This is a genomic window from Veillonella sp. CHU594, from assembly GCF_003992265.1.
Lineage (GTDB): Bacteria > Bacillota > Negativicutes > Veillonellales > Veillonellaceae > F0422.
This window is the reverse complement of record NZ_RQVB01000005.1, coordinates 87,542-101,321: the sequence shown is the minus strand read 5'-3', so window position 1 is coordinate 101,321 and position 13,780 is coordinate 87,542. Positions and strand designations below refer to the sequence as shown.

Below are 13,780 nucleotides of genomic sequence, written 5' to 3'. Positions count from 1 at the left end.
TTATGAAAATTGCAGTCATTGGATCAGGTAGCTGGGGCACTGCATTAGCTCTAAAAGGGCTAGAGGCGGGGCATCAAGTGACGATGTATTGTCGCACGGAAGAAAAAGCAAATTATTTGCGTGAATATCGTATTAACCCTTATTTGCCAGATGTAGTTTTACCACTTACTTTAGAGTTTCAACATTCTTATAGCAAAGCTTTACAAGATGCAGAAGTGGTATTGATGGTTACTCCATCAACTTATGTGAGGCGTACTCTACAAGAATTAAAGCCCTATCTAGGACCTTCTATGATTATAGTAGGTTGCTCTAAAGGATTGGAAAAAGATAGTGAAAAGCGATTATCTCAGGTTATTGAAGAAGAGGTACAGGGCTTAGTGAAAGCAACGGCTATTTTATCTGGGCCTAATCATGCAGAAGAAGTAGGCCGTGGTTTGCCGGCTGCCACAGTTGTAGCAAGTCAAAATGAAGATGCTATATGTAGTTTGCAACGTGCTTTGGGAGGTCCTAGTTTTCGAGTGTATGGGAATACAGATGTAATCGGCGTAGAACTAGGAGGAGCCACAAAAAATATTATTGCTTTAGCAGCGGGAATTGCACATGGCATGCAATTAGGAGATAATTTGTTAGCAGCCTTATTAACTCGTGGTCTTCATGAAATGACAAAGTTTGGTGTTGCCATGGGAGCAAAATCAGAAACCTATGCAGGGCTTTCAGGAATGGGAGATTTAATCGCTACTTGTATGAGTCCCCATAGTCGGAATCGGCGAGCTGGACAAAAGTTGGCAAATGGAGAAACTATGGAGGATATCATTAATCGATCCCAAATGGTGGTAGAAGGTTTTTTTGCAGTACGTATTATATATGACATAGCTAAAGTAAAAGGGATTGATATGCCTATTACTAATGCTTTGTATGAGGTATTATATCATCAAGTTTCTCCTGCTGAGGTGTTGATGCAGTTAATGATGCGAGATGTAAAACAAGAAGTTTGTAATAAGTAATAGATTATGAGGAAGATTTTATAAAAAATCTATTGTACCCCATAGTAAAATCATGTAGAATATACAAGTATAGGTAGTAAATTATATGAGAATTATTTCAGGAACAGCCAAAGGGCATACTATACAGGCTCCGAAGGGTATGGATACAAGACCTACACAAGATCGAGTGCGTGAGAGTATTTGTAATGTTATACAAAGTCGAAGAGGATTTTTTGAAGCTCAGGTGCTAGATTTGTTTTCGGGTACTGGCGCATTAGCCATAGAGTCCTTAAGTCGAGGTGCTAGTCATGCCATCGCAGTAGATACACGCACTGTTGATTATATCCAAAGTAATAGCCGACACTGTAAAGTAGATGATCAATTAGAAATTATGAAATGTACTATGGAATCAGCACTTACACGGTTACAAGGAAAGCAGTTTCAGTTAATATTTTCAGATCCCCCTTATGAAAAAGGGTATGTTCAAAAAACTTTGGACTTAGTGGACGAGTTACAATTACTTACCGAAGATGGCTTTTTAATTATAGAACGCCATAAGAATGAAACTCTAGAATTATTGCCTAAGTGGGTGGTTGTGAAAGCTTTATCCTTTGGGTATACTCGCGTTGACATTCTTTGTCGAGAACCATAGAAAGGGGCTTATACTGTGAGAATTGGAGTTTGTCCAGGTAGTTTTGATCCTGTTACAAATGGACATATAGATATATTTGAGCGCGCTAGTAAATTAGTGGATAAGTTAATAGTAGTAATTTTAGAAAATCCAAATAAGAAGTATTTATTCACTTTGGATGAGAGGGCAGAGTTAATTCGTCAATCTGTATCACATATTTCTAACATTGAAGTTGATTTTGGAAGCGGTTTGTTGAATGAGTATGTGAAATCACGAGATAGTCATATCATCATCCGTGGACTTCGAGCTTTAAGTGACTTTGAATATGAATTTCAACGTGCTTTGTTTTCAAAATATTTGGATGATGAGATTGAAACTGTTTTTATTATGACCAATAATAAATATGCCTTTGTAAGCTCTACAGGTATACGGGAATTGGCTAGGTATGGTGGTAAGTTAGATGGCTTAGTACCTACAGTTGTGAAACAAGCATTGGAAGATAAATTTCATAGAAAACAAGATAAATAGGAGGACATCATGAGAACAGAAAAATTATTAGAAGAGTTGGAAAATTTAATTGTTACTAGTAACAATATGATTATGACAAATAAAAAATTAATTGAAGAAGAAGAAATTATGCGTATTGTAGATGCATTAACAGAATCTTTGCCCCTTGAATTAGAAGAATCTCGTCGTATTGTAGCAGAGCGTGATCGTATTGTAGCGGAAGGTCAAAAACAAGCGGATGCATTAATTGAACAAGCGAAAGAATACATTCAAAAATTAACAGAAGAAAGTGAATTGGTAAAACAAGCACAAGAACATGCTAATCATATTATTGCAGAGGCTAATAAATCTTCGGAAGAACTCAAAAATAGTTCTATTCAATATGCTAGTGATGTATTCAAATATGTAGAATCTAATTTAGAGCGTACATTAGAAGCATTGCAAGAAAATCGTCAAACATTGCACAAATAACATTAATTAAGCACTTTTTGAGAGGTACTCTTAAAAGGTGCTTTTTATTAAAATTAGAGATTTTTATATTTGCTAGTCATACAAAATTAAAAAAATAAAAGGAGTTTTTATAATTTCGTCGAATACTAACAATATCAGTTTCATGTAATACTATGAGGAGGTATACTATGAATTTTGAAATTCGTAATGGCCACGATTATATTGATGAAGTAAAAGATTTGTTTGTAGAGTATGTACGATCATTAGGAGTATCTGCTAATTTAAGAGAGTTTCATGGACTGGAAGAAAAATATAAAGGTGAAGGTGAAGCCTTATATATTGCCTTTATCGATAACAAACCAGCAGGCTGTGTTGCGTTGCGTTATGTAGATAGTAAAACAGCGGCCATGAAACGGTTGTATGTTCGTCCAGCATTTAGGCACAGTTCTTTAGGTACAAATATGGCTAAAATGGTAGTAGAAGATGCTCGTGAATTTGGATATAAAACATTGCTACTAGATAGCTTGCCAAGTATGGAAAATGCAAAAGAATTATATACAAGCTTAGGATTTAAAAAATTAGATGGTACCAAGAAGCCGGTAAAGACAGTAGTTCATTTATCATTACCTCTGTAGAGGTCAATCATTGATGGATTTTATATTCATCATATAAATATGTAAAAAGCTGTAACAAATTATGCTCCTTTTAATTTGTATACAGCTTTTTTCGTGGATAAAGATGTTTTGAGTCTTTATGGATAAAAATATTGATGTATTACTTATCCAGATACTGTATAATAGGGTGAGTATAGAAAGTCTATTAATTGCATTAGTTCTATAGGAAGGTGAGACCTTTGAAGGGTAAGCATATTGTAGTAGGTGTAACAGCAGGAATAGCAACCTACAAAGCAGTGGATTTAGTAAGCCGTTTATATAAAGCGGGAGCAGAAGTAAAAGTGGTAATGACGAGAAATGCCACTAAATTTGTGAGTCCCCTTGTGTTTGGTGAAATTAGTAAACACAAAGTGGCTGTGGAAATGTTTGAAAATGTACAGAATTGGAATGTAGAGCATATTGCCTATGCAACTTGGGCAGATGCTTATGTGATAGCACCTGCAACGGCTAATATGATTGCTAAGATGTCCAATGGTATTGCAGATGATATGTTATCTACCCAATTATTGGCGACTACGGCCCCTGTATTTGTATGTCCAGCTATGAATAGTAACATGTATACCCATCCAACTGTGCAAGAAAATTTAACTATCTTGCGTGGTAGAGGTGTTCATGTGCTAGAACCTGACAGTGGACTCCTAGCATGTGGGGTAGAAGGAAAAGGGCGTTTGCCAGATCCGCAAAAAATTATGGACTGGGTGGACTTTCATTTAGGGAAAACAGAACTACTGCAAGGTAAAACTGTTATCGTCAGCGCTGGTGGCACACAAGAAGCAATTGATCCAGTTCGATATATTACGAATCGTTCCAGTGGGAAGATGGGTTATGCAGTGGCTCTAAAAGCGGCCCAGGCAGGAGCTAAGACAATCTTGGTATCTGCTCCCACAGATCTTGCTGTGCCAATTGGTGTAGAGCGTATTATAGTTTGTTCTGCTACAGAGATGAAAGAGGCTATAGATAGTCACTATGACTCTGCAGATGCGGTGATTATGGCTGCGGCTGTGGCGGACTATCGTGTAGCTGAAGTAGCGGACAATAAAATAAAAAAACAAGAAACTATGACATTAGAGCTAGTAAAAAATCCAGATATATTAGCAAGCTTAGGAGAGCGTAAACAGCAACAAAAATTAATTGGTTTTGCGGCGGAAACACAAGATGTTATTACCTATGGAAAAGAAAAAGTGCGCAAAAAGAATTTGGACATGTTAGTGGCTAATGATGTGAGTAAATTAAATGCAGGATTTGATGTAGATACAAACGAAGTGACATTTATTTATCCTGGAGATCAAATTGTAAGTTTACCTAATATGTCGAAACTTGATGTGGCAGAACGCATCATTCAAGCCTTGGCAGACCTATAAATCTATGCTATAATACATGTTAGTGATTTTAAACTAAGTATTATATGTATGATACAAGTCTCATCAAGAGTAGTGGAGGGAAAGGCCCTGTGAAGCTACAGCAACCATTCCTGATGGAAGAGGTGCTAAATCCAACGATATTTGATCGGAAGATGGGGATATAATTCCTCATCTTGGGATGAGGAATTTTTTTATTGGAGGTTTATTCATGGCAGAAAAACATGTATTTTTCACTTCTGAATCTGTAACAGAAGGTCATCCAGACAAAATTGCTGACCAAATTTCAGATGCTGTATTGGATGCTATTTTAGAAAAAGATCCAACAGCGCACGTTGCCTGTGAAACATTAGTAACAACAGGCCAAGTTCATGTAGTAGGCGAAATTACTACCAATACATATGTAGATATTCCTCACATTGTTCGCGATACAATTCGTGAAATCGGCTATACTCGTGCAAAATTCGGTTTTGATGCTGATACTTGTGGCGTTAACGTAGCGATTGACGAACAATCTGCAGACATTGCGATGGGTGTTGATGAAGCATTAGAATCTCGTGAAGGTGGTAGTGATGCCTTTGATAAAATCGGTGCTGGTGACCAAGGTATGATGTTTGGTTTTGCATCCAATGAAACAGAAGAATTAATGCCTATGCCTATCAGTTTGGCGCACCGTTTATCTCATCAATTAACAAAAGTTCGTAAAGATAATACTTTGGATTACCTTCGTCCAGATGGTAAAACACAAGTAACTGTAGAATATGTTGATGGTAAACCAAAACGTATTGAAACTATCGTTATTTCTACACAACATGGTCCAGAAGTAACATTGGAACAAATCCAAGCAGATATTAAAAAATATGTTATCGATCCAGTACTTCCAGAAGGATTCATCGATGAAAATACTAAATATTTTATCAATCCAACTGGTCGTTTCGTAATCGGTGGTCCACAAGGCGATGCTGGTTTGACAGGTCGTAAAATTATTGTAGATACTTATGGCGGTATGGCTCGTCATGGCGGTGGAGCTTTCTCCGGTAAAGATCCTACAAAAGTTGACCGTTCCGCAGCATATGCAGCTCGTTATGTAGCTAAAAATATCGTAGCAGCTGGTCTTGCTGATAAATGTGAAGTACAAGTAGCTTACGCAATTGGTGTAGCGAAACCTGTATCTATCATGGTGGAAACATTTGGTACTGCAAAAATCGAAGAAGAAAAAATCTCTGCATTAGTAAGTAAACATTTTGATCTTCGTCCAGCAGGTATCATTGAAATGTTAGACTTGTTGAAACCACATTATAAAAAAACTGCTGCATATGGACACTTTGGTCGTACAGATGTAGACCTTCCATGGGAACGCACAGATAAAGCAGAAGTACTTCGTAAAGAAGCAGGCTTATAATAGATTAATTTGCCCTTCGCTTTTGAATGATACATATATAGAGGATAAAGACGTATGTCTTTGTCCTCTATTTTTGTTACCCCAGTTGTCATGTATATAAATTATAAGAGTCTAGGTTGTCATGGGTTTACATCTTATAAGAAGATGTAATTATACTACCAAGTGATTTTGTCCTATCATCTTACTCCTAAAAGAAATTTCATCATATGCAAATGTGTAGAAGTAGGGTATGAAATAGTATGAATCGAAGGTACAAACGTGGTATAATGAAGAGTGTTTAGTCAGGAGGTTATGATGCGTTTAGGTGAAATTATTATTAATCGTCCTGCGAAACAATTGAATAAACCTTTAACCTATGAAATCCCTGATTCATTAGGGAATGTACCTATTGGAACTCGCGTAGCAGTTCCCTTAGGAGCCTCTAAAGAAGAGGGAATCCTTATAGGTTATTGTGACATAGAAAATCCATCATTTGTGATAAAACCCATATTAGCTGTATTAGATCCAACACCTTGGTTTTCAACGGAAATGCTGAGAACAGCTCGTAAGCTTAGCGAGTATTATCTATGTACCCTTGCAGAAGCATTAAGCTTATTTACTGTCGATAAAAGTAAATTAAAATCTTATGACAGACCTAAAATTGAATGGCTTGTGCCTAAGGATTCCTTTCATGTAGAACTATTTGGAGTGAGGAAACAAAAGCAACGTTTGTTGGCGGAATACTTATTAGAACATGGAGCAATCTCAGTAAGTGCCTTACGATTGGCAGGATTTAGTTTGCCTGTCATTAAGCAAGTAAAAGAATGTTCTCATATCGACATAGATTGGCGGTATGAAATGACGAAAACACGGTATGAGGAAGTTGTGGATAGTATAGACATTCCTTTAACTGAGTCGCAGCAGGCTGTATACGAACCTATTCAGGAGTGTATTGCTAACCAGAAAAGTAAAGCGTTTTTACTCCATGGTGTGACAGGTAGTGGAAAAACACAAGTATATCTAAAAGCTGCACAAGAGACGATTCAACAAGATAAGATTGCTATTATTCTAGTTCCAGAAATTGCCTTAACTACGCAAATAGTGCGACGATTTGTAGAGAAGTTTGGTCAAGAAGTGGTCGTTTTTCACAGCCAGTTAACAAAAGCGGAACGCTATAACAATTGGGAGCGTTTACGTCGGAAAGATAGCCATATTATCATAGGTGCTCGTTCAGCAGTGTTTGCTCCAACAGAAGACATTGGGCTTATTGTAGTTGATGAGGAACATGACCCATCCTACAAACAACAAGATATGACTCGATATGATGCACGCATGGTGGCTAGATGGCGTAGTGAAAGTCATGAATGTCCTATTATTTTTGGGTCTGCTACACCGTCCGTACAGGCTTATTATTTAGCGAGCCAAGGTATCTATGAGTTACTATCTTTAGAGCATCGTATTTTTCATCAACCTATGCCTAAGGTGACTGTTGTGGATATGAAAGAAGAAATGTTCTATGGGAATTACTCTGTATTTTCTATGGCGTTAGATACTTTAATCCAAGAAACACTACAGAAACGTGAGCAAATCATTCTTTTGCTGAATCGTCGAGGTCATAGTACATTTGTCATGTGTCGTGACTGTGGTAAACCTATCCATTGTCCTCACTGTGATATATCTATGGTGTATCATCAAGCGGGGAAGGACTTGCGTTGCCATTACTGTGATCATCATGAAAAAGTGCCTCAAATTTGTCCGCATTGTGGTAGCCATAAAATTAAATTTTTTGGTACAGGCACGCAAAAAGTAGAAGAAGAATTAGCAAAACGTTTTCCACAAGCTAGAATTGCTCGTCTAGATCAAGATACAACTTCTAAAAAAGGAGAATCTCAGCGTATTTTAGAAGCCTTTGGTGCTGGTCAATATGATATTTTGTTGGGCACGCAAATGGTGGCAAAAGGACATGATTTTTCAAATGTTACCGCAGTGGGAATTATTACTGCTGATTCTGTATTGCATATTCCTGTGTATACGGCTTCTGAAAGAACATTTAATTTGCTAACGCAAGCAGCTGGTCGTGCTGGTCGTGGTAATAAATCAGGAAAAGTAGTGGTACAAACCTATAGTCCTGAACATTATGCTATTCAGCACAGCACGCACCATGATTATGTTAGCTTTTATGAGGAAGAAATAGAGGCTCGTAAAGCTTTGTTGTATCCACCAATTGGTGAAATGATACAAATTACCTTATTAGATGAAAAGCTTTCAGTAGTACGAACAAGAGCGACAGAATTAGCCAACACTTTGCGCCAGGCTTGTGAAGGTCAGCGCATTGATATACTAGGGCCCTATGAAAATGGCGCCGCAAAGATACGAGATATGTATCGACTTTGTATTATGATTCGTGGTATTGATTTATCGAATTTAAAATCACACATGTATCATTCAGATATATTTACATTGCCCCATATCTATATAGATGTGGATCCAGTATAGGAGGGACTATGGCAGTTTTAGAAGTCATGAAAACAGGGCATCCTGTGTTAAAACAAATAGCAGAACCGGTAGAGTTCGTAAATAAAAAGATTCGTCAATTATTAGATGATATGGCTGAAACTATGTATAAAACAGATGGTGTAGGCTTGGCGGCACCACAAGTCAACGTATCCAAACGAATTATTGTACTAGATGATGGAAATGGTTTAATTGAAGTCATCAACCCAGAAATCGTGAAAAAAGAAGGTTCTCAAGTAGGCTTAGAAGGTTGTTTGAGCGTACCAGAACTATTCGGCGATGTAGAGCGATATGACAAAATTGAAGTACATGGTATCAATCGAAATAATAAAAAGATAAAAATTAAGGCAGAAGGCTTTTTAGCTCGTATTTTTCAGCATGAAATCGACCATTTAAATGGTATTTTATTTGTGGAAAAGTTAGTGAATCCCAATGAGATTTTTATCCATAAAAAGGAACAACAATAATGAATCCATTACGTATAGTATTTATGGGTACTCCAGATATAGCAGTCCCAACGTTACAGGCTTTAATCGATAGTCCACACACTGTAATAGGTGTATTTTGTCAACCAGATAAGCCGAAAGGGCGAGGTAATAAATTACAAATGCCGCCGACGAAAGAGTTGGCATTAGAGCATGATATTCCTGTGTATCAACCAAAATCCTTGCGCAATGAAGAAGCGGAAGAACTATTACAATCCTTGGCTCCTGATATTGTGGTAGTCATTGCTTATGGAAAAATTTTGCCTCCTTGGCTTATTCATCAGCCTCCTTTGGGGTGTATTAATCTACATGCTTCTTTATTACCGAAATTTAGAGGTGCAGCACCTATTCAATATGCGATTCTTCATGAAGAGTCAGAAACTGGTATGACTATTATGCATATGGACGAAGGATTAGATACAGGTGATACTCTGCTCATGGAACGCATTCCTGTTACAGAAGAGGATACATCTGGTACAATCTTTACAGCTTTGGCAAAATTAGGGGCACAGATGATTGTACCAGCTGTAGATGCTTTACAATTAGGTACGTTAACAAGAGTCCCTCAAAATCATGAAGAAGCTATTGAAACAGGAAAAATTACGAAAGAGATGGGACATCTTAACTTTACAGAACCAGCACATACATTAGCTGCGAAAATAAGAGCTTTCAATCCCAGTCCTGGATGTTATACATTCTTAGAGGGTAAACGGATTAAGTTTTGGCATGCGAAAGTAGACCCTACCTCCAAGTATGCTCCTGAACATTTACAAGGGGCTTGTGGCTATCCTAAAGAGGGGACAATAGTGCATGTAGATAAAGAGTCTTTCAGTATTTTCACTGGTCACGGGGTCTTACGTGTCACAGAAGTGCAGCCTGAAAATAAAAAACGAATGAATGCAGGTGATTTTGCTCGTGGTCATCAGTTAGCAGTAGGAGCTTGCTTTGGCGATGAATAAATCTTATCGTCTATATTTAACAGTGACGGCTGTGGCAATGCTATTGATTTCCATGGTATGGGGTTGGATAGTCTGGATGATGCATCTTAGCTTATCCCAATGGGGACCTGTTGTCGGGCCTATCGTAGAGAGTGCGCTACTACTACCTATATTGATTGGGTGGTCCATGTGGATATACATGGCATTAGTCACAATATATCCTATACAACATCCGATTTTATTGCGACTATCCAATCGTGGGTTATATCTTTTATTTCCTTTGGTCACGGTCTTAGCTAGATGTTTTGGGTATACAAAGGATGAAGTGAGTCAATCCTTGATTGCGTTAATTAATCATCTCGTGAGCACCCAAGTGTATCGCGTGGAACCAGAACGATTATTATTGCTTACACCGCATTGCATACAATTATCTAGCTGTGTACATAAAGTGACTACAGATGTACATAATTGTAAGCGCTGTGGGGGATGCCAAGTAGGAACCTTGCTAGATATTGCAGATACCTATGGATGTCATTTTGTGGTAGTCACAGGTGGTACATTAGCACGTTTAAAAATTAAGGAAATTCGTCCTCAAGCGATTGTGGCTATCGCCTGTGAAAGAGACTTAGTCAGTGGCATGGCAGATGTATTTCCTATTCCTGTGATTGGTGTCTTAAATGAACGACCTTGTGGTCCTTGTTGTAATACGCGAGTCAATACAGAAGACATTAGACTTGTCATAGAAAGGTTACTCTATGGAAACGAAACAAAAGAAAGAATATAAAAACATTCGGCGCCTAGCTATGAAAGCCTTAGTAGATATACATCGAGATAAGAAGTATGCCAATATTGTATTGCCTCAGTATATGATGCAAGAAAGACTAGAGGATTTAGATCGTAGATTCTTTACAGAATTGGTATATGGTGTGGTGCGACGCAAAAACTACTTGGATGCCGTTATCGTTCACTTTACCAAGAAACCGGTTAAAAAATTATCTCCTTTTGTACTAGAAATTCTTAGACTCGGAGTGTATCAATTGCTCTATATGGATAAGGTACCCTCTAGTGCTGCGGTGAATGAAAGTGTAAAGCTTGCCAAAAAAGTGGCACCTGGTACAGACCGTTTTGTCAATGCTGTGCTTCGTAATGTAGATCGACAGCGCGAAGATATTGGAGTAGATGCTTTAGCCACTTCGGAAGCGGAGAGAATTTCCTATATTTATAATCAACCTTTATGGCTAGTCCGTTTATGGATAGAGCAACGAGGTCTAGAAGAAACAATTGATCTCTGTGAATGGTTCAATGAAACTCCATTATTGACAGCGCGAGTGAATACTTTACGAATTAGTCGGTATGATTTATTAGAAGAGCTTTCACAGGCAAATTGGGTGGTAGAGCCTAGTCATATGATTCCAGATGCAATTATCATCAAATCTCACAAAGGACAATTGCAGGAAGCAAAATGGGTACAAGAGGGATTGATGACATTCATGGACGAAGCCTCTATGGCTGTGGCTTATGCAGTACAACCTAAACAACATATGCATATTTTAGATACCTGTGCAGCGCCGGGTGGTAAAACATTACATATGGCAACCCTTATGGATAATACAGGAACTATCGTAGCTACGGATATTCATGAACATAAAGTAGAATTGTTGCAGGCAAATGCAAAACGCATGAAAATATCTAATGTGCAACCACAGCAAGGGGATGCTACAGTTAAAGAAGAACAATGGAAAGAGTCTTTTGATGCGGTACTAGTAGATGCACCATGTTCAGGACTAGGAATCTTACAGAAGAAATTAGATATGCGTTGGAGAAAAGAGGAATCCCAATTACAAGAATTGCCAATGTTACAGCAACAAATATTGCATAATGCTAGTTCCTATGTAAAAGTAGGGGGACATTTGGTATATTCTACGTGTACTATAAATACATTGGAAAATGAAAGGGTTGTAGAAAACTTTTTACGAGAAAACCCTAATTTTGTCTTAGAAGATGTGGCTCCCTTGTTGCCGTTTGCAGCAGAAGGTCCTATGGTTACTTTATTACCGCATGTATATGATATGGATGGATTTTTTATAGCCCGTTTACGTAAGGAGAGAGCATGATAGAATTACTTGGCCTTTCATTGCCAGCATTAAGTAAAGTTGTGACAGATGGAGGGTTTCCAAAGTTTAGAGCGAAACAGATTATGGATTATATTTATCAACGTCACGTATTCTCTATGGAAGATATGTTACAGCTTCCACAGGCAATGCGTGAATGGCTTGCTACACACTGTACAATTACACTTCCTACGGTGGTGCGAGAATCTACTAGTTCTGATGGAAATACGAAGAAATTATTGCTCAGATTTTCTGATGGGCATCAAGTAGAAACGGTACTGATGAAGCAGCACTATGGGAATTCTGTGTGTTTGTCATCTCAAGTGGGATGTGCTATGGGATGTATTTTTTGTGCATCCACTACAGAAGGCCTATTCCGGAATCTGACGGTAGCTGAAATTGTTGGGCAGTTATTATTGTTTGAAAGCATCATCAAAGAAGAAGTCAACTCCATTGTTGTCATGGGATCTGGAGAACCATTACAAAACTTCGATTACACTATGGAAGCATTGCAATTTATTCATGAAAAAGAAAGCTTTAATATAGGTTATCGTCGAATGACTGTATCTACATGTGGTTTAGTACCCAATATTTATCGTTTTGCAGAACTGGAACTACCTATCACATTAGCATTATCATTGCATGCTACTACTGATGAAAAACGAAAAGAAATTATGCCTATAGGGGCGACGTATGCTTTACAAGATGTGCTAGATGCTGTGGCAGAATATTATCGACGGACAGAACGCCGTGTAACCTTTGAATATATTTTAATTAAAGATGTGAATACATCTGAAAAAGAAGCTCATGAACTAGGTAGTATTGCAAAACAATTTCCTCATTGTAATGTCAACTTAATTCCTGTCAATGGAAATGAACATATTAATTTATATAAACCGTCTATGAAAGCAATGCAAGAGTTTAAGTCTATTGTAGAATCCTATGGTGTGTCTGTAACGATTCGTAAGGAAATGGGAGATGAAATCCAAGCAGCTTGTGGACAATTAAAAATACAACATCAACAATCTTTGAAAGAAGGAAGGGTATGATTAGTTTAGGAATTAGTAAAACTGGGCTAGTTCGCCAGCGAAACGAAGATCGCTTTTATGCACAAGGACCGCTGTTAATTGTAGCAGATGGTATGGGTGGATATACTGGTGGAGAATATGCTAGTACTATGGTGGTAGATGCTATTGTAAATGTAGTAGAAAAGTCTAAAGAAGTATCTGCTCATGTATTGCGAAATGCCATACTAGAGGCGAATCATATGGTGTATAGAAAAAGCCAATCTTATAAGGAATTAGAAGGTATGGGAACTACTGCTGTTGTGGCTTATGTGCAAAATAATATTTTATATTGGGCTCACGTAGGAGATAGCCGTTTATATATATATGGCGAAAAAGGTTTACAACGCATGACAAAAGATCATTCTATGGTACAACAGTTAGTAGAAGCTGGAACGATTACAGAAGAAGAAGTTCTTCATCATCCTAATCGGAATATGTTAACCCGTGCGATTGGCGTCTATGAATCGGTAGAAGTCGATACAGGGATGATAGAATTATTTCAAAATGACCGAATCTTACTTTGTAGTGATGGTTTATCTGGTTATATTGAAGAATCCAAGATTGAACAAGTTCTTTCTGAAGAACAAAATGAAAATAGAGCGTTAGAAGATTTAGTGCACCTTGTGTATGATGCGGGAGCACGAGATAATGTGACAATCGTACTAGGACGTATATAAAGAG

Annotated in this window: 14 protein-coding genes and 1 riboswitch; all 14 genes read left to right on the top strand. The window is 37.8% G+C overall.

All coding sequences use genetic code 11. The features are described 5' to 3' along the window. Nucleotides 1–2 precede the first annotated feature (2 nt). The 14 genes from EO111_RS04520 (at nt 3) to EO111_RS04455 (ending at nt 13,776) form a co-directional block, all read left to right on the top strand. Nucleotides 3–1,004 (top strand): NAD(P)H-dependent glycerol-3-phosphate dehydrogenase, encoded by a 1,002-nt coding sequence (locus EO111_RS04520; RefSeq protein WP_062402402.1) that lies wholly within the window; start codon nt 3–5, stop codon nt 1,002–1,004. Between the two features lie 85 nt (nt 1,005–1,089). Then, nucleotides 1,090–1,635, top strand: coding sequence for a 16S rRNA (guanine(966)-N(2))-methyltransferase RsmD (gene rsmD, locus EO111_RS04515; RefSeq protein WP_126940759.1), 546 nt, complete (start codon nt 1,090–1,092; stop codon nt 1,633–1,635). Nucleotides 1,636–1,650: 15 nt separating this feature from the next. Next, a complete protein-coding gene (gene coaD, locus EO111_RS04510) occupies nt 1,651–2,142 on the top strand; it encodes a pantetheine-phosphate adenylyltransferase (protein ID WP_062402407.1) in 492 nt (163 codons plus the stop codon). 9 nt (nt 2,143–2,151) lie between these two features. Beyond that, nucleotides 2,152–2,592, top strand: coding sequence for a hypothetical protein (locus tag EO111_RS04505; RefSeq protein WP_009353256.1), 441 nt, complete (start codon nt 2,152–2,154; stop codon nt 2,590–2,592). 167 nt (nt 2,593–2,759) lie between these two features. Continuing rightward, on the top strand, nt 2,760–3,206 hold the full coding sequence (locus EO111_RS04500; RefSeq protein ID WP_009353257.1) for a GNAT family N-acetyltransferase: 447 nt from the start codon (nt 2,760–2,762) through the stop codon (nt 3,204–3,206). A gap of 218 nt (nt 3,207–3,424) precedes the next feature. After that, a complete protein-coding gene (gene coaBC / locus EO111_RS04495; RefSeq protein ID WP_127010855.1) occupies nt 3,425–4,606 on the top strand; it encodes a bifunctional phosphopantothenoylcysteine decarboxylase/phosphopantothenate--cysteine ligase CoaBC in 1,182 nt (393 codons plus the stop codon). Nucleotides 4,607–4,663: 57 nt separating this feature from the next. Continuing rightward, nucleotides 4,664–4,765: riboswitch (SAM riboswitch) on the top strand. 49 nt (nt 4,766–4,814) lie between these two features. After that, nucleotides 4,815–6,005, top strand: coding sequence for a methionine adenosyltransferase (metK, locus tag EO111_RS04490; RefSeq protein ID WP_126940757.1), 1,191 nt, complete (start codon nt 4,815–4,817; stop codon nt 6,003–6,005). Between the two features lie 294 nt (nt 6,006–6,299). Next, entirely contained in the window at nt 6,300–8,480 is a 2,181-nt protein-coding gene (gene priA / locus EO111_RS04485) for a primosomal protein N' (RefSeq protein ID WP_127010878.1), read from the top strand. Nucleotides 8,481–8,488: 8 nt separating this feature from the next. Beyond that, nucleotides 8,489–8,965, top strand: coding sequence for a peptide deformylase (def, locus tag EO111_RS04480; RefSeq protein WP_009353453.1), 477 nt, complete (start codon nt 8,489–8,491; stop codon nt 8,963–8,965). Continuing rightward, a complete protein-coding gene (gene fmt, locus EO111_RS04475) occupies nt 8,965–9,942 on the top strand; it encodes a methionyl-tRNA formyltransferase (RefSeq protein ID WP_127010854.1) in 978 nt (325 codons plus the stop codon). The genes def and fmt overlap by 1 nt, the downstream gene beginning before the upstream one ends. Then, on the top strand, nt 9,935–10,705 hold the full coding sequence (locus tag EO111_RS04470; protein ID WP_127010877.1) for a DUF116 domain-containing protein: 771 nt from the start codon (nt 9,935–9,937) through the stop codon (nt 10,703–10,705). The genes fmt and EO111_RS04470 overlap by 8 nt, the downstream gene beginning before the upstream one ends. After that, the gene (gene rsmB, locus EO111_RS04465) at nt 10,677–12,035 is read left to right on the top strand and encodes a 16S rRNA (cytosine(967)-C(5))-methyltransferase RsmB (protein ID WP_127010853.1); all 1,359 of its coding nucleotides are present in this window, start codon (nt 10,677–10,679) and stop codon (nt 12,033–12,035) included. Before EO111_RS04470 ends, rsmB begins: the two co-directional genes overlap by 29 nt. Next, entirely contained in the window at nt 12,032–13,081 is a 1,050-nt protein-coding gene (gene rlmN / locus EO111_RS04460) for a 23S rRNA (adenine(2503)-C(2))-methyltransferase RlmN (protein ID WP_127010852.1), read from the top strand. Before rsmB ends, rlmN begins: the two co-directional genes overlap by 4 nt. After that, on the top strand, nt 13,078–13,776 hold the full coding sequence (locus tag EO111_RS04455) for a Stp1/IreP family PP2C-type Ser/Thr phosphatase (RefSeq protein WP_062402425.1): 699 nt from the start codon (nt 13,078–13,080) through the stop codon (nt 13,774–13,776). The genes rlmN and EO111_RS04455 overlap by 4 nt, the downstream gene beginning before the upstream one ends. Nucleotides 13,777–13,780: the final 4 nt, after the last annotated feature.

What these genes read in the sequence shown, in the direction of transcription:
- rlmN (WP_127010852.1), top strand. Translation starts at nt 12,032, where the DNA reads ATGATAGAATTACTTGGCCTTTCATTGCCAGCATTAAGTAAAGTTGTG.
- rsmB (WP_127010853.1), top strand. Translation starts at nt 10,677, where the DNA reads ATGGAAACGAAACAAAAGAAAGAATATAAAAACATTCGGCGCCTAGCT.
- EO111_RS04505 (WP_009353256.1), top strand. Translation starts at nt 2,152, where the DNA reads ATGAGAACAGAAAAATTATTAGAAGAGTTGGAAAATTTAATTGTTACT.
- EO111_RS04500 (WP_009353257.1), top strand. Translation starts at nt 2,760, where the DNA reads ATGAATTTTGAAATTCGTAATGGCCACGATTATATTGATGAAGTAAAA.
- EO111_RS04470 (WP_127010877.1), top strand. Translation starts at nt 9,935, where the DNA reads ATGAATAAATCTTATCGTCTATATTTAACAGTGACGGCTGTGGCAATG.
- EO111_RS04455 (WP_062402425.1), top strand. Translation starts at nt 13,078, where the DNA reads ATGATTAGTTTAGGAATTAGTAAAACTGGGCTAGTTCGCCAGCGAAAC.
- def (WP_009353453.1), top strand. Translation starts at nt 8,489, where the DNA reads ATGGCAGTTTTAGAAGTCATGAAAACAGGGCATCCTGTGTTAAAACAA.
- fmt (WP_127010854.1), top strand. Translation starts at nt 8,965, where the DNA reads ATGAATCCATTACGTATAGTATTTATGGGTACTCCAGATATAGCAGTC.
- metK (WP_126940757.1), top strand. Translation starts at nt 4,815, where the DNA reads ATGGCAGAAAAACATGTATTTTTCACTTCTGAATCTGTAACAGAAGGT.
- EO111_RS04520 (WP_062402402.1), top strand. Translation starts at nt 3, where the DNA reads ATGAAAATTGCAGTCATTGGATCAGGTAGCTGGGGCACTGCATTAGCT.
- rsmD (WP_126940759.1), top strand. Translation starts at nt 1,090, where the DNA reads ATGAGAATTATTTCAGGAACAGCCAAAGGGCATACTATACAGGCTCCG.
- priA (WP_127010878.1), top strand. Translation starts at nt 6,300, where the DNA reads ATGCGTTTAGGTGAAATTATTATTAATCGTCCTGCGAAACAATTGAAT.